The organism is Acinetobacter sp. 22323, assembly GCF_052044895.1.
Classification (GTDB): domain Bacteria; phylum Pseudomonadota; class Gammaproteobacteria; order Pseudomonadales; family Moraxellaceae; genus Acinetobacter; species Acinetobacter schindleri.
This window is the reverse complement of sequence record NZ_JBQEOL010000002.1, coordinates 214,733-230,523: the sequence shown is the minus strand read 5'-3', so window position 1 is coordinate 230,523 and position 15,791 is coordinate 214,733. Positions and strand designations below refer to the sequence as shown.

The following is a 15,791-nucleotide window of genomic DNA, read 5'->3' as shown; positions in this document are numbered from 1 at the left end:
AAGATATAAAAAGCCCCTGATTCGGGGCTTTTTGATTGGAATGTTTAACTGAGATAATAGCCAGACTGAGTCAGGATGACTGCCACCACAATAAAGCCCATTAAGGTACTGAGTACCAATGGCGGTAAAGCTTTGTCCTGTACTCCATAATGCTGGGCAAAAATCCCAAAAGCGATTGGCATTGGCAATGCCGCCAGCAATGTGCCGATAAAAAGCATCTCACGACTGACATCGAAGGCCGATAATAAACTGAAAATCAGCAATGGCATGACGATGACTTTCATGGCTGTCAGGAACCAGCTAAAGGCCGTCAGTGAGCTGAGATTCATGCCAATCAGGCTACCGCCAATTACAAACAAGGCCAGTGGCGATGCGGTTTGCCCTAACATTTTTAAGGTAGAGCTAAGTAATTCTGGTAGTTGAATATCTAGAACTATGCACAAAATACCCAGCATAATCGAAAGAATCACCGGATTTTTCAAGATCCGTAGCAATGTTCCAGTCAATATACTTTTACCAGCTGTACCGGAAGCCTGCAGACCCCGTTCAGCCAGAATCAGCATCAAGGTCACGATCAGCAGATTTTCTACAATAAGAGTCAATGAAAGATAAATTGCTGAATGTGAACCAATCAATAAGGTCAGTATCGCCGTGCCGATAAACCCGGTATTGGACATGGAACCACCCATGGCCAGCACACCGGACTCAGTGAGAGAAACCTTGAAGAAATAGCGGCAGCAGAAAAATACTACGCCATAGAGCAGCAAAGAACCGCCTGCATAGGCAATAAAATACTGTGGACTCCAGATATCGCTGAGATGTTTACTTGCCAAGGCTTGTAACAGAAAAGCTGGCAAGGAAATCTTCATTACAAACTGGCTCATCGCCGTAATCAGCGAGGGGGGGATAAATTGGGTTCGTGCAGCAATATAACCTAAAAATACGACGGCACAAATTGGAAATAGAATAGTAAATAACATTAATTTTCTGCAGTTTTACTGCATTGTTCCTTAATATGTTCATCCCTGAACGATTAACTTCCACTCATTTAACAAGCAGTTTTATTTGTCCGCTGAAGAGAAAGGCTTAAGCAGATCTCGCAAACCATGTGGCTGGCAACGCAAATACTGAGGCGTCACCTCTACGGTTTCACCGAGTGTCGCAGCTGCATGCCATGGCCAGCGTGGATCATACAAAATGCCACGCGCAAGCGCGATAGCATCTGCCTGTCCATATTGCAGAATTCCTTCTGCCTGCATCGCTTCCGTAATCAAACCGACCGCAATCACTGGAACATTGACCGCCTTTTTAATCGCTTCTGCAAAAGGAACCTGATAATTCGGATGCACATCAATTTTCTGGTCTACATGTAAACCTGCACTCGAAACGTGGATATAAACAGCTCCCGATGCTTCCAGCGCTTTAGAAAGTTCAACAGCAGCCTCAATGTTCCAGCTTTCAACCTCTTTCATCCAGTCGGTAGCGGAAATACGCACGCCAATCGGATAGCCTTCAGGAACCGCATCTTTCATCGCTTTAAAGACCTCTAAAGTCAGACGAATTCGGTTTTCAAATGAACCGCCATATTGATCCTGGCGCTGATTCGACAGAGGTGACATAAATTGATGCAGCAAATAGCCATGCGCAGCATGAAGCTCAATCAGCTCAAAGCCTGCTTCAACCGCTCGCTTGGCACTGGCAGCAAAGTCCTGAATTACTTGTTGGATTTCCTCAAGACTTAAGGCTTTTGGTGGGTGCTCATGTGCCTGAAAAGGAATATCACTGGCAGAGACAGTCTGCCAGCCCAAAGGCTGATCTGGTGCAATTTGCCCCTTGCCTTCCCAGGGTTTATCTGTGGAGGCTTTACGCCCAGCATGTGCCAGCTGAATTGCAAAAGGCATTGGCGAAAGAGATCGCACCTTCTCCAGTAAGGTTTTGATCTGTGCTGTCTGGCTATCATTCCACAATCCCAGATCTGCATAGCTAATCCGGCCTTGTGGCTGTACCGCAGTCGCTTCCACAATACATAAACCGGCACCAGACAAAGCATAATTGGCCCATTGCTGCTCATGCCAATAGGTGATTTCACCCTGCTCTGTTGCAGAGTACTGGCACATCGGAGCGATTACGATTTTGTTATCAAGTTGCAATGATCCAAATTGCACGGGCTGAAATAGTAATGTCACGCGGTGTTTCCTCTTCTTATCGGCTGATTGATATTCAAAATAAAAACAGGCTCCCAAGAGCCTGTTTAGTTATAGCGTGAACAATCCAACTTTAGAAGATCACTCGTGTAGTTAACCCTAGTACTAATGCATTGTCTACTTGATTGCTAGACCCTGGATTTATTACATATTGCAGGTTTGGACGTAGCATTAACCACTTTGTTGCGTTATAGCTGTAGTTGAGTTCGATATTGTATTCAGCGCTAGCATCAAATGATGGACGTGAATCTGCAAAACGGTCATTCACATGCACACGATTCACTGCCAGACCTAAAATGTCATTTGGCTGGCTATCCACTAAACCAATATATTTCACACCAATTTGTTGTGAATTATCCACTTTATTGGTATCACGGTCATGCCAGGTAAAATTGGCAAATGAATGTAAACCCTGACGGCCACTACCTGTCGATGTTAACTGTTGCTCTATTGCTAACCACCCTGCAAAGGTACGGTTTTTTCCTTCACCTGTTGCGATGTCTTTTTGGTTAGCAATATCATCAGCCGTGTTATACATACCACCAACACGGTAACTGCCTGGCAAGCCATTGATGAGTGATTTTGGAGTCCAGACCACCTCTGCCGGAATGGTTACGCCATCCGCATGATCGGTATCCAGACTCCAGCCTTGACCTTCAGCCTTGCCATTACCATTGTCCGGGTTAAATTCATAAACACCCACTTGAACTGCAACTTCAGGATTTAACTGTTGTTTAACGCGTGCCCCCCATTGAGATACTGGGGTATTCATCCAGATATTACCCTGCCATTTACCCATCTGTGCAGCGCAGAATGCTGTACTGGCAAAATCACAAGCCATGACATTAAAGTCCATACCCAGACCTAAACGACCTGCTTTAATACTCAATCCTTGGTCTTGGAAGGTCTTCTCAATTGACAGTTCGCTTAAACGGCTGTCCTGGTTACCACGACCAAAAGTACCTTGAACATTGGCCATGTGAGGCGCATTTCCTTGTAAATCACGCACTGAAGTACTTTGGCCTTGACGTGCGGTAGCTACTGCACGAACAGTCACCCCATCCCAGCCTGCCAGTTTTTCCATATCTAACTGGGTACCTAACCATAACTGTGCAGAAGTTAATGGATCTGCTCCTTCATTACGGCCACCCTCTGCCAGATAAGCTGTATCTGTCAGTATATTTGCCTCAAACTTGATACCTTGCTGGGCAAGTTCTGTACGCTTGCCATCCCAGTCCCCTAACAGGTACTGCCCCTGAGGATCAAATGCAGATTCAGCTTGAGCTGAAGTCATGGCTACCATGAATGGCAGTAAAGCGAGACTTAACTTTTTCATATAAAACCTAAACATACGGAGAGAGTAAAGGCAGCATGAGACTTGCCCTGTATGACTTGATACAGAACGTTACATAACTTTTCACTTAAATACACAGCATTTTTTTTATTATTGGTAAAACTTTAAGTTATAAGAAATAATATTTTATATAAAATCTAATTTATATAATGTATATTTTTCAGGTATTTAATTAATTAACAAGGTCTAAAATCTGTTTCTCTTTAAACCTAACAGTAAAAACACACCTGATATTAAAGTTTATTTTTTAAACAATTGTTAAAATAAATTTCCATCTTCAGTTTTCAGTTCTCTTTTAAACAGGACTTGCATTCAACTATAAAACGCCCAATATTAGCCTCATGATATTAGCTGCTAAATGTTATGCCTGAATTACCAGAAGTTGAAACCACCAAAACCAGCCTCCTTCCCCTTCTTAATCAGCAAGTGCTAAAAGTTGAAGTGCGTCAGCCTAGTTTACGTTGGCCGATTCCTGAGGATATTGCTCGTCTGCAAGGACAACGCCTGATTCAACTGACACGTCGTTCCAAATACATTCTGGCGCAATTTGAACAGGATACGATGCTATGGCATTTAGGCATGTCAGGCAGTTTTCGCTTATGTGAAGCCAGTGAAGAATTGCGTAAGCATGATCATCTGATTATTCAGTTTGAAGATATCCAGCTGCGCTATCATGACCCACGCCGTTTCGGCTGCATCCTGTGGTTAGATGCACAGTCTCAAAGCAAGCTGATTGATACACTTGGGCCAGAGCCACTCAGTGATAGTTTTAATGCTGAATATCTATTTGAAAAATTAAAAAATAAAAATGTTGGCACCAAAGTTGCAATTATGGATAACCATGTTGTCGTGGGTGTAGGCAATATTTATGCAACCGAAAGCCTATTCAATATGGGCATTCATCCTGCACAACCTGCCTCTACATTGAGTTTTGAGCAGATTGAAAAGCTGGTCATTGAAATTAAGCGCATTTTAAAACAGGCGATTGATCTGGGTGGCTCAACCTTACGCGACTATACCAATGCCATGGGAGAAAATGGCTATTTCCAACAAACACTGCTGGCTTATGGCCGTGCCGGGGAAATGTGCGTGAACTGCGAAACCACGCTGGAAAACATGAAGTTGGGACAGCGTGCATCTGTCTACTGTCCTGAATGCCAGCCGCTAAAAAAGGTAAAGCTTTCTAGCAAACGTGCAGCAGCTGTACGAGGTAAAAACTAATGAAGACTGCAATCGTCCGTCATATTCTGGTCAAAGATAAAGAAACTGCCGAACAGCTCAAGAAAAAGATTCTAGCAGGTGCAGATTTTGCCAAGATCGCTAAACAATATTCGACCTGTAATTCAGCTAAACGTGGTGGTGAACTGGGTGAAGTGAAAAAAGGTCAGCTGGTCCCAGTGATTGATAAACTGGTTTTTACTGCTGCCGAACGTGTTTTACATGGACCAGTGAAAAGTCAGTTTGGTTTTCATTTGCTAGAAATCAAGTTCCGAATGGATTTTTAATCCTCCTAAATCCCTCTATAAGTAAAGGGGAACTTCTCCTCCCTTTAGGAAAGAGGTTGGAAGGAATTAAATAAAAAAACGGCACCTTAAGCGCCGTTTTTTTATCAAGAAAGCTTAAGCTTCAGGTCGTTTTTTTAACTCATCACGAATTTCACGTAATAATGCAACATCTTCCGGTGTTGCTGCTGGCTCTGGGTCTACCTCTTGTTTACGACGCAGTTTGTTCATTAGTTTCACTAACCAGAATACGACCCATGCCAATAACAGGAAGTTAATTAAAATCGTCAGGAAATTACCATAAGCAAGGACATTCAGACCCGCTGCCTGTGCAGCAGCCAGATTGCTTATATTGTTTGGATTATCTCCTAATACAACAAACCAGTTGGAATAGTCGACATCACCACCTAGAACCCAGCTCACTAAAGGCATGATGACATCTTTTACCATCGAGTCAATAATCTTACCGAAGGCGCCACCAATGATCACACCGACTGCGAGATCCATGACATTGCCCTTAACCGCAAATTCCTTAAATTCTTGAATAATACTCATAAAGTCACCTGTTTCTTATACAATTTTCAATTTTGCGATAGATTATACAGGAGTTAGATATTTCTATTTAAGCCTAATTGATCAGGTTTATGTAATCTTGTCCAACCTTATCTAGATATATAAAAAAACCGCTGAACAATGTCAGCGGTTTTTTAAACTATTAGTAATCGAACTTATTTAGCACGGTTACGCTTACGTTCGTTTTCAGTCAGGTAACGCTTACGGATACGGATTGACTTAGGTGTTACTTCAACAAGTTCATCATCTTCAATGAATTCAAGCGCTTGTTCTAGCGTGTATTCAATTGCAGGAACAAGCGTTAACGCATCATCAGTACCAGAGGCACGTACGTTGGTTAACTGTTTAGCTTTAGTTGGGTTAACAACCATGTCATCAGAACGTGAGTTAATACCTACGATCATGCCTTCATAAACTTCTAACTGTGGTTTAGCGAATAGACGACCACGGTCTTGCAGCGTAAACAATGCATAGCCCAGGCAAGTACCTTGAACCATAGAAATCAGTACACCATTTTGACGTTTCGCAACAGTACCTTGTTTCATTGGACCATAATGCGAGAAGCTAGACGTCATGATACCCGTACCAGAAGTCATGGTCAGGAATTCTGAACGGAAACCGATCAAGCCACGTGAAGGTACAGTTGCTTCAATACGGATACGGCCTTTACCGTCAACTTCCATATTGGTCATTTCGCCTTTACGGTGACCCATTTGCTCCATTACAGCGCCTTGGTGCTGTTCTTCAACGTCAAACGTTACGTTTTCATATGGCTCTTGTTTTTCACCATCAATTTCTTTGATGATGACTTGTGGACGAGACACGCCCATTTCGAAGCCTTCACGACGCATGTTTTCAATTAAAACTGAAAGGTGAAGCTCACCACGACCAGATACTTTGAAACGGTCTGGACTGTCAGTGTCTTCAACACGAAGTGCTACGTTGTGGATCAATTCGCGGTCAAGACGTTCACGGATATTACGTGAAGTTACAAATTTACCTTCTTTACCAGCAAACGGTGAGTTGTTTACCTGGAATGTCATCGATACTGTAGGTTCATCTACAGACAATGGTGGAAGCGCTTCAACTGCTTTCGGATCACAGATTGTGTCAGAAATGTTTAGTGCATCAATACCAGTGATACAAACGATGTCGCCTGCTTGAGCAGATTCAACATCAACACGCTCTAAACCATGGTAACCCATGATTTTCAAGATACGGCCGTTACGAGTGTTACCTTCTTTGTCGATCACAGTCACAGGCGTGTTTAATTTCACTGAACCGCGTTGGATACGACCAACACCGATTACACCTACGAAGCTGTTATAGTCAAGTGAAGACACTTGCATTTGGAATGGACCATCAACGTCAACTGCTGGTGGTTCAACAATGTCTACGATTGTTTGGAACAACGGCGTCATGTCGTCAGCAAGTTCTTCAGGAGAAGGACCCGCTACACCACGAAGACCAGATGCATATACAACCGGGAAGTCTAACTGTTCGTCAGTACCGCCTAAGTTATCGAATAAATCGAATACTTGGTCAATTACCCAGTCAGGACGTGCGCTTGGCTTGTCGACTTTGTTGATAATGACAATTGGTTTTAAACCACGTGCGAACGCTTTTTGCGTTACGAAACGAGTTTGTGGCATTGGACCTTCTTGTGAGTCTACAAGAAGCAATACGCAGTCCACCATCGAAAGAACACGTTCAACTTCACCACCGAAGTCGGCGTGTCCCGGGGTGTCCACGATGTTAATGCGATATTCTGTGTTAGTACGTGCATCAGTCCATTTGATTGCAGTGTTTTTTGCAAGAATGGTAATACCACGTTCACTTTCAATAGCGCCAGAATCCATGACACGCTCGATCTCACCCGCGCGATCACCGAGAGCACCTGATTGTTGCAAAAGTTTGTCTACAAGAGTGGTTTTACCATGATCGACGTGCGCAATAATGGCGATGTTACGGAGAGTTTTAATATCTGACATGTAAATTCGATACGTATTAAATTTGAGGGCAAATTATACAGAAAAATACAAACTTTTGACAGTGACAGTTTGTTGACTTCGTCAATTTTTTTTCCAATGCCTTTTGTAATGACGTGTAACTCCATTAGAATAGCGCCACCCAGCCTTAATTTGCATTGACACATGTCTGATTTTAATCAATCTCCTTCTTCCAAAGATCAACTTGACCTCGTGTACGGCCTTGAAGATCGCCCTAAACCATTTATCGCATTTCTAGCAGCGTTCCAGCATTTACTGGCCATTATTGTCCCAATTGTGACTCCTGGCCTGCTGATCTGTCTGGCACTTGGTGTCTCTAAAGAAGATACCAACATGATTTTATCCATGTCATTGGTAATTTCAGGGATCGCGACTTTTTTACAATCCAAAAAAGTTGGCCCATTTGGTGCAGGTTTGCTGATTGTTCAAGGCACCAGTTTTAACTTTATTGGTCCAATTATTGGTATTGGTTCGGCGATGGTTGCTGCCGGTACACCCGTAGAAGCTGTCATGGCTTCGATCTTTGGCGTGGTGATTGCAGGTTCATTTATTGAAATGGGCGTATCGCAAATCCTGCCATGGATTAAAAAGCTGATCACACCTTTAGTAACAGGGATTGTAGTTTTACTGATTGGTCTGACTTTAATTAAAGAAGGCCTAATCAGCATGGGTGGTGGTTATCAGGCCATGAATGATAAAACCTTTGCTAATGCTGATAACCTAATCATGTCATGTACAGTTCTGGCACTGATTATTTTACTGAATCGTGTGCGCATTACCTGGGTAAAAAGTTCGGCAATTCTGATCGCACTGGTTGTAGGTTATATTCTTGCTGGCTTTATGGGTCACCTGAACTTTGAAGGCTTAAAAGATGCCCCACTGGTTCAGATCCCGACACCAATGCATTTTGGATTAAGCTTCTCTTGGAGCTTATTCATTCCAATGGCGTTTATTTATTTGGTGACTTCACTAGAAGCGATTGGTGACATTACTGCAACATCTAAACTCTCTAACCAGCCAGTCGATGGCCCGACCTGGATGAAGCGTATTAAAGGTGGCGTATTAGTGAATGGTGCAAACTCTTTACTTGCGGGTTTATTCAATACATTCCCAAGTTCTGTATTTGCACAAAATAACGGTGTGATTCAATTGACTGGTGTAGCGAGCCGTTATGTCGGCATCTGGATTGCAGCACTTTTAGTCATTCTGGGTTTACTTCCAGCCGTGGCTGGCGTGATTCAGGCGGTTCCTCAAGCTGTTCTTGGTGGCGCAGTGATGGTGATGTTTGGTGCAGTCGCTGCCTCTGGTATTAACATTCTGTCTGGTATTCACCTAGACCGTCGTGCTCTACTGATCATCGCAATTTCTCTTGCATTAGGCTTGGGTGTGGCACAGGTTCCACAGATTCTGGAACATCTTCCTGAATTATTCCGTAATATCTTTAGTTCTGGTGTTGCGACCGGCGGTATTGCGGCCTTGATTCTAAATATTGTACTTCCTGAAACAAAGAAGTAAGTTCATGTCCAGAAAACACTGTCTGAGTTGAACTTGGACAGTGTTTTTCTATTGGAGAGATTCCTATGGATGCTAAAAGCGAAGTTTTATTAAGACAATATGATTATTTGTCGGGTCGTGTACTGCTGATTAATCCTCCAACGGATCATCTGCTGGCTGAATTTGATCAATCCATTCAGGCTGCAGTGTGGACATGGAATTATAATGACTACCTGTATTTTCAGGCCCAGCAAGCTAATGTACATTTTGGTGCAGAATTTCCTGAAGGTGAATTTGATCAGGCTGTAATCTTTGTTCCAAAATCCAGAGAATTACTTAATTACCTGATTCACAATGTAGCGGTTTACCTAAAACAAGGCAGCCAGGTATTTTTGGTAGGTGAGAAAAAAGGTGGCGTGGAACGCGCGGCAAAACAGCTGCAACCCTATGGTAAAAGCCTCAAACTCGATAGCGCACGACATTGCCAATTATGGCAATTGACACTAGACTGCAACGTCGAGAAAAAGGCATTAGCTGACTGGGCACAAACCTATAGCGTCTCTACTCCCAAAGGTGATTTACAAATCTGTGCACTCCCTGGTGTATTTAGCCAGAATCATCTGGATGTCGGTACAGCGGTTTTCCTGCCCTACCTGTCTGAAGTGACTTCAGGTAAAATTGCCGACTTTGGCTGTGGTGCCGGCGTCATTAGTGCCTATCTTGCCAAGCTCAATCCGAACAATCGTATCTTTGCCTTAGATGTAGATGCTTTTGCATTAGCCTCTACCAAAATGACTTTTGAGAAAAATCAGCTTGAGCCTGAGCAGCTTGAAATTAAGGCAGTGAGCGGGATTGAAGATGCACCATTATTTTTGCACGCTATCGTCAGTAATCCACCCTTCCATCAGGGTATTCAGACCAACTATGATGCCAGTGAAAATCTGTGCAAGACTTCACGTCGTCATCTCAAGTCTGGTGGTGAATTATGGATTGTGGCGAACCGCTTCTTAAATTACCCGATTTTAATTGAGCAAAGCTTTGGCCAGTGCACCGTCAAAACTGATCAACAAGGCTTCAAAGTGCTTTTCGCCAGCACTCAAAAAAATGTTAAGGAATCATGATGAGCGAAACTCAACACAGCACACAGCTGCAGCGTAAGCTAAGTGCTCGTCATCTGAATATGATCGCCATCGGTGGATCAATTGGTACAGGTTTGTTCCTGGCTTCAGGTGCAACTATTGCCAATGCCGGACCAGGTGGTGCATTACTTGCGTATGCGCTCATTGGTGTCATGATTTACTTCCTGATGACCAGCTTGGGGGAGCTTGCAACCCATAATCCGACTTCAGGTGCTTTCTTTACTTACGGTACTAAATATGTCGAAGGCGGTTTTGGTTTCGCTTTAGGCTGGAACTACTGGTATAACTGGGCAATCACCGTAGCCTTTGAGCTGGTCGCAGTCCAGTTCATCATGAAATTCTGGTTTCCAGACATTCCTGGTTTTTACTGGAGTGCCCTGTTCCTGGCGGTGGTCTTCGGGATTAATGCACTGACGGTAAAAGGCTTTGGTGAATCTGAATTTTTCTTCTCCTTAATCAAAGTGCTGGCGATTATTGCGTTTATCATCATTGGTATCTTCATGATTGCAAAAATCATGTTAACTCCTGAGGTTGCTACATTTGCCAACTGGACCAAAGGTGAAGCACCATTTGTGGGTGGTTTATCTGCGCTGATCGGGGTGGCGATGATTGCCGGATTCTCCTTCCAGGGAACTGAAATGGTCGGTGTCGCTGCAGGTGAATCTAAAGATCCGCAGAAAACCATTCCAGTAGCAATCAAGCAAATTTTCTGGCGTATCCTGTTATTCTATATTGTGTGTATCTTCATTATCGGCACCCTGATTGCTTATGATGACCCACGTCTTTTACAGGCAGCGTCTAGTGAAGATATTGCGCTTTCGCCTTTCACTTTGCTATATGAACAAGCTGGTTTCGCCTTTGCTGCCAGTGTGATGAATGCGGTGATTTTGACTGCAATTCTGTCTGCAGGTAACTCGGGCATGTACTCCTCTACCCGTATGCTGTTTGATATGGCACGTAAAGGCAGTGCACCAAAATTGTTTGGTCGTCTGGATGCGCGCGGTGTGCCAATGAATGCACTATATGCCACCACTGCAATCGCAGCCTTATGTTTTCTGACAACATTTATTGGTGAACAGGAAGTATTTAACTGGCTACTCAATATGTCTGGTATGTGTGGATTTATTGTATGGTTGGGTATTGCAATATCTCATTACCGCTTCCGTAAAGGATATCTGGCTCAAGGTTATAAACTTGAGGATCTGGCGTATCGTGCCAAGTTCTTCCCATTTGCACCATGGTTTGCTTTTGTGCTATGTGCGATTGTGGTCCTGGGGCAAAACTATCAAGCAGTACTGAGTGGTGAATGGCTTGCAGTACTTTCTACTTACATTGGTATTTTCTTATTCTTGGCAATCTGGTTAGGTTATAAGTGGAAACACAACACCAAACTCATTTCTTATAAAGAGATGGATGTTCAGCCGATGAAAATAGATCATGAATAATTTTCGATCTGAAAAAGCAGCCTGAATGGCTGCTTTTTTATTGTATTAACTGTGGCGCATAACAAAATTTCGATCGTCAATGACGATAGTTTGCTGACAAATCCCCTCTACCCGACGCTGCTGTTCAAACACTTCTTTCCGCATGGACTCAAAACTGTCAAAGAAGCTGATTTCACTTTTATTGATTTCGTACACCAAAGAATGATTCCCTACGCCCTCCAGGGTGTCATAGAACACAATCACAAAACGACCAGCTTCTACATTTTCCTGAATGTCTGCATAAGACAATGGCTGTTCTATAACCGGGATTTGTAAACGAGATGCTTGTTGATAGAACTCAATTTCAATTGGCTGTTTATCTGGGTCATGTTCAGTATAAAAATGAACATCCAAACCCAGTGTTTTTAAAGCAACTGCAAGCGCAATACTGGAGGTTCCCATTTCAGGATCATGGTGTGTGAGCTGTACCAGATCCGGAATATGCAGATCTATACCATAGTGATGAAAAATCATCCAGATCGCATAGAGGCCACTATTGGCCTCCAGATTTTGTAAATCTTCAGGAAGTTCCACACTCATGCTCAGACTCAAAAACAGGTTTAGGGCTATGCAGTGTAGTCAAATCAGGGCAATAAAAAAAGCGACTCATAAGAGAGTCGCTTTTTTTAATCAGTGTTCAATAATGAATTATTGAGCAGCTGGTTGTTCAGCTAGTACAGTACGGCTACCAGAAATAGTCGCGAATACACGACGGTTCATAGCACGACCTTCTTTAGTGTTGTTGTCAGCAATCGGTTGATCCCAAGCGAAACCTTGAGTAGACAAACGAGAAGCATCAACGTTGTATTCGTTAACTAGTGAAGATTTCACAGAGTTAGCACGAGCAAGAGATAAACGTTCGTTCAGTGCACGTGGACCAGTGTTGTCAGTGTGACCTTCGATACGAGCAGTTGCGTTTGGATATTCAACCAATTTTTCAGCAACTTTCGCGATTTCTGGTTTGTACTGATCTTTGATGTTAGATTTGTTTGTATCAAAGAATACACGAAGTTCCATGTTCAGGTCTTCAGTCAACTCTTGTGGAGCTGGAGCAACTGGAGCAACTGGTTCAACTGGAGCAACTTCTACGACTGGCGCAGCAGGTTTCAAGTGGCCACCAAGAACTACGTTTAAACCAGCAAGCGCTGTGTAGTTCCAGAAATCTTCGTCAATGTTATAAGTTGCACGAGCTTCTGTACGTAGAGACAGAGCATCGTTTAAACGCCAGAAAGCACCTAGACCAGCATTACCTAAAGTACCTTCGTCATCTTTAAGACGCGCATCACCATCTAAATCATATTCATACTTGTAGTGACCAGCACCTAAAAGTACGTATGGTTTGATTTTGCTGTCATAGTTTTTAGTGATCAGATCAGAAGTAACGTAGAAGTTACCATTGATTTGAGTTTGCTTATACTCACCGTAAGAAGCTTCGCTGTCTTCGATATCACCTTTCACTTGGTTATATTCAGCTTCAAAGCCTAACCATGGAGTCAGTTCAACACCAAGCGCAGCACCTACGAATAGGTCGTCTTGAAGCTCAGGAGTTTCACCATATAGATGATCTTCATAGCTGTTGTTGTGTTTTGTATCTTGCCAAGTATAACCAACCAGTAATGGAGTAACAGTTACGCCTGCGTTTGCAGCAGCGAAAGGAGCAGCTACAAGCATTGCTAAAGCAATACGACTCATTTTCATGGATTTATCCTCCAGAGATAACAAATTGTTGTTCAAGCTCAAGCCTAAATTGGCTTTCCTGAGATAGGCTTCTTTTACCCCAGTTTTATTTTTAAGCTATTCACAGGGAATCATACAAACACTGAATAAATTTTCCAAGTGCTTGATTAATCTAATCAAGTAAATTATTGACAAAATTACTTACAATTTCCGTTGTAATTCGGTAAATTTTTACTCAATTTTTTATTGTGAATACCTTATTGTCTCTTACCTAATTTTAACAGCTTTCTCCTATTTCAAGTACAAAAATACTAGGTAAATAAAAAAAAGCATTAAAAAACGCCTAATTAATAGCATGTTTCAAATAAAAATAATATATAAATAGGTTAAACCATGTATATAAAAAGAAATAATGCGTTCACAATTGTGGAGCTTATTGTTGTTATTTCCACTCTTGCAATACTTACAACCCTAGCAGTTCCTCTGTTTCAAGAATATCAGTCAAAACAAGAAGCTAACAGTATTTATCAGAAGATTACAGCAGTGAATCGCTATGCACGCAGTCAATCGGCAGTATTACGGCAGAATATTGTGATTTGTCCCACATTAAATCTATCGACCTGTCAAACAAATCAGTGGAGCAATGCCTGGCTGGTATTTGTCGATCAAAATAAAAATAGACAGGTTGATGCCGGCGAAACCGTACTGCATGTTGATCATCTAAGGCTTAAATATGGACAGCTGGATTGGAGAGGTGCTTTAAGTGTCCCAAGTATCAACTATCAGGCTCAAACCAATTTACCTATTGGCTCCAATGGCAGCTTTTACTACTGTTCTTTTCAGCATTCCTATTATTACAAAATTGTACTTAGCAAAATGGGGCATCTGCGTAAAGAGAATCTAAATACATGCTGAGAAAACTGTCCGGTTTATGATTCAATTTTTTTGAGGCTTTAATCTTGCAGTTTTTTCAATATACTGCTTAGGTCGAGAATAAAAGACTAAAACTCATATGGAGATACAACAATGACTGACATCGTAATTGTCAATGGTGCACGTACAGCCATGGGTGGCTTCCAAGGCAGCTTATCAGGTGTGACTGCGCCTGAACTAGGTGCTGTCACGATCAAAGAAGCCATTGCACGTGCAGGTTTACAACCAACAGACATCGAAGAAGTCATTATGGGTTGTGTTCTTCCTGCCGGTTTAAAACAGGGTCCTGCCCGTCAGGCAATGCGTAAGGCTGGTCTTCCAGACAGCACAGGTGCTGTAACTATTAATAAGCTTTGTGGTTCAGGCATGAAAGCAGTGATGCAAGCTGCTGACATGATCAAGGCCGGTTCTGCAACTTATGTAGTTGCTGGTGGAATGGAATCGATGACCAATGCGCCCTATGTATTACCTAAAGCACGTGGCGGCTTCCGTATGGGCCATGGTGAAATTAAAGACCATATGTTCCTGGACGGTTTAGAAGATGCAGAAACTGGTCGCCTAATGGGTTCTTTTGCCCAAGATATGGCAAATACCAAAGGTTATACGCGTGAACAGATGGATGATTTCGCTATCCGTTCATTAAAACGTGCACAAACTGCGGTCAATGAAGGCTACTTTGCAGATGAAATTGTGCCAGTCACTGTTTCCACCCGTAAAGGTGATGTAGTGGTTGATAAAGACGAACAGCCATTCAATGCCAATATTGATAAAATCCCAACATTACGTCCTGCTTTTGCTAAAGATGGTACCATTACTGCAGCAAATGCCAGCTCTATTTCTGATGGTGCCTCTGCATTGGTTTTAACTTCTGCTGACAATGCAGCAGCTCAAGATTTAAACCCATTAGCAAAAATTGTTGCCTATGCGTCAAACTCTCAGCATCCATCCGAGTTTACAATTGCTCCAGTTGGTGCTATTCAGAAAGTACTGGATAAAGCAGGCTGGACAGCTGAAGAAGTAGATCTTTGGGAAATTAATGAAGCCTTTGCCATGGTCACCATGTGTCCAATGGATGAGTTCAAGCTTGATCCTGAAAAAGTCAATATTAATGGTGGTGCTTGTGCACTAGGTCACCCAGTGGGTTCTACAGGTTCTCGTATTATCCTGACTTTGATCCATGCTTTAAAGCGCACTGGCGGCAAGAAAGGTGTTGCAGCTCTATGTATCGGTGGTGGTGAAGCAACTGCAGTCGCGATTGAGCTAATCTAATTTTCAAAAAGTCAAACGACTGAAGAGGGCTTTTAAAGCCCTCTTTTTTTATTAATCCAAAATCTGGCCTTAATGATGTCTACTAAAGCATTACTCGAACAATCATTTAAAACCGGGTCTTAAACTAAAAATTATTTTTGTCTTGATTATCCT

14 protein-coding genes are annotated in these 15,791 nt (G+C 42.6%); 7 read left to right on the top strand and 7 right to left on the bottom strand.

Going from position 1 to position 15,791, the window contains the following annotated elements; genetic code table 11:
• Positions 1-44: 44 nt before the first annotated feature.
• The 3 genes from ACTJIX_RS02330 to ACTJIX_RS02320 all read right to left on the bottom strand — a co-directional run bounded on the left by ACTJIX_RS02330 (position 45) and on the right by ACTJIX_RS02320 (position 3,540).
• Positions 45-980, bottom strand: coding sequence for an AEC family transporter (locus ACTJIX_RS02330; RefSeq protein WP_262467875.1), 936 nt, complete (start codon positions 978-980; stop codon positions 45-47).
• An 81-nt stretch (positions 981-1,061) separates the two neighbouring features.
• Positions 1,062-2,186, bottom strand: coding sequence for an NADH:flavin oxidoreductase/NADH oxidase (locus ACTJIX_RS02325; RefSeq protein WP_262467874.1), 1,125 nt, complete (start codon positions 2,184-2,186; stop codon positions 1,062-1,064).
• 91 nt (positions 2,187-2,277) lie between these two features.
• The gene (locus ACTJIX_RS02320) at positions 2,278-3,540 is read right to left on the bottom strand and encodes a carbohydrate porin (RefSeq protein WP_004891588.1); all 1,263 of its coding nucleotides are present in this window, start codon (positions 3,538-3,540) and stop codon (positions 2,278-2,280) included.
• Positions 3,541-3,921: 381 nt separating this feature from the next.
• On the opposite strand from ACTJIX_RS02320, the gene mutM reads away from it, so the two are divergent.
• Entirely contained in the window at positions 3,922-4,779 is an 858-nt protein-coding gene (mutM, locus tag ACTJIX_RS02315) for a bifunctional DNA-formamidopyrimidine glycosylase/DNA-(apurinic or apyrimidinic site) lyase (protein ID WP_004891585.1), read from the top strand.
• A complete protein-coding gene (locus tag ACTJIX_RS02310) occupies positions 4,779-5,063 on the top strand; it encodes a peptidylprolyl isomerase (RefSeq protein ID WP_004891582.1) in 285 nt (94 codons plus the stop codon). Before mutM ends, ACTJIX_RS02310 begins: the two co-directional genes overlap by 1 nt.
• Before the next feature lie 114 nt (positions 5,064-5,177).
• Here the strand turns inward: ACTJIX_RS02310 and mscL are convergent, their stop codons facing one another.
• Together mscL and typA are read right to left on the bottom strand one after the other, a co-directional pair.
• The gene (gene mscL / locus ACTJIX_RS02305) at positions 5,178-5,615 is read right to left on the bottom strand and encodes a large conductance mechanosensitive channel protein MscL (protein ID WP_004891580.1); all 438 of its coding nucleotides are present in this window, start codon (positions 5,613-5,615) and stop codon (positions 5,178-5,180) included.
• Between the two features lie 173 nt (positions 5,616-5,788).
• Positions 5,789-7,624 (bottom strand): translational GTPase TypA, encoded by a 1,836-nt coding sequence (typA, locus tag ACTJIX_RS02300; protein WP_004891578.1) that lies wholly within the window; start codon positions 7,622-7,624, stop codon positions 5,789-5,791.
• A gap of 162 nt (positions 7,625-7,786) precedes the next feature.
• Here typA and ACTJIX_RS02295 point away from each other — a divergent pair, with 162 nt between their 5' ends.
• The 3 genes from ACTJIX_RS02295 (at position 7,787) to ACTJIX_RS02285 (ending at position 11,720) form a co-directional block, all read left to right on the top strand.
• The gene (locus ACTJIX_RS02295) at positions 7,787-9,157 is read left to right on the top strand and encodes a uracil-xanthine permease family protein (RefSeq protein WP_004814515.1); all 1,371 of its coding nucleotides are present in this window, start codon (positions 7,787-7,789) and stop codon (positions 9,155-9,157) included.
• 65 nt (positions 9,158-9,222) lie between these two features.
• Positions 9,223-10,257, top strand: coding sequence for a methyltransferase (locus ACTJIX_RS02290; protein ID WP_004814512.1), 1,035 nt, complete (start codon positions 9,223-9,225; stop codon positions 10,255-10,257).
• Positions 10,257-11,720: an amino acid permease gene (locus ACTJIX_RS02285; RefSeq protein WP_004814510.1), complete on the top strand. Its 1,464-nt coding sequence runs from the start codon at positions 10,257-10,259 to the stop codon at positions 11,718-11,720. Before ACTJIX_RS02290 ends, ACTJIX_RS02285 begins: the two co-directional genes overlap by 1 nt.
• Positions 11,721-11,765: 45 nt before the next feature.
• Here the strand turns inward: ACTJIX_RS02285 and ACTJIX_RS02280 are convergent, their stop codons facing one another.
• Together ACTJIX_RS02280 and omp38 are read right to left on the bottom strand one after the other, a co-directional pair.
• Positions 11,766-12,299, bottom strand: a complete 534-nt coding sequence (locus tag ACTJIX_RS02280) for a cysteine peptidase family C39 domain-containing protein (protein ID WP_004814508.1) — start codon at positions 12,297-12,299, stop codon at positions 11,766-11,768.
• Positions 12,300-12,407: 108 nt separating this feature from the next.
• On the bottom strand, positions 12,408-13,457 hold the full coding sequence (gene omp38, locus ACTJIX_RS02275) for an outer membrane protein Omp38 (protein ID WP_004814506.1): 1,050 nt from the start codon (positions 13,455-13,457) through the stop codon (positions 12,408-12,410).
• A 372-nt stretch (positions 13,458-13,829) separates the two neighbouring features.
• Between omp38 and ACTJIX_RS02270 the strand changes: the two genes are divergently transcribed.
• Entirely contained in the window at positions 13,830-14,351 is a 522-nt protein-coding gene (locus ACTJIX_RS02270; RefSeq protein ID WP_004814504.1) for a GspH/FimT family pseudopilin, read from the top strand.
• Between the two features lie 111 nt (positions 14,352-14,462).
• Positions 14,463-15,638, top strand: coding sequence for a thiolase family protein (locus tag ACTJIX_RS02265; protein ID WP_004891575.1), 1,176 nt, complete (start codon positions 14,463-14,465; stop codon positions 15,636-15,638).
• Positions 15,639-15,791 lie beyond the last annotated feature (153 nt).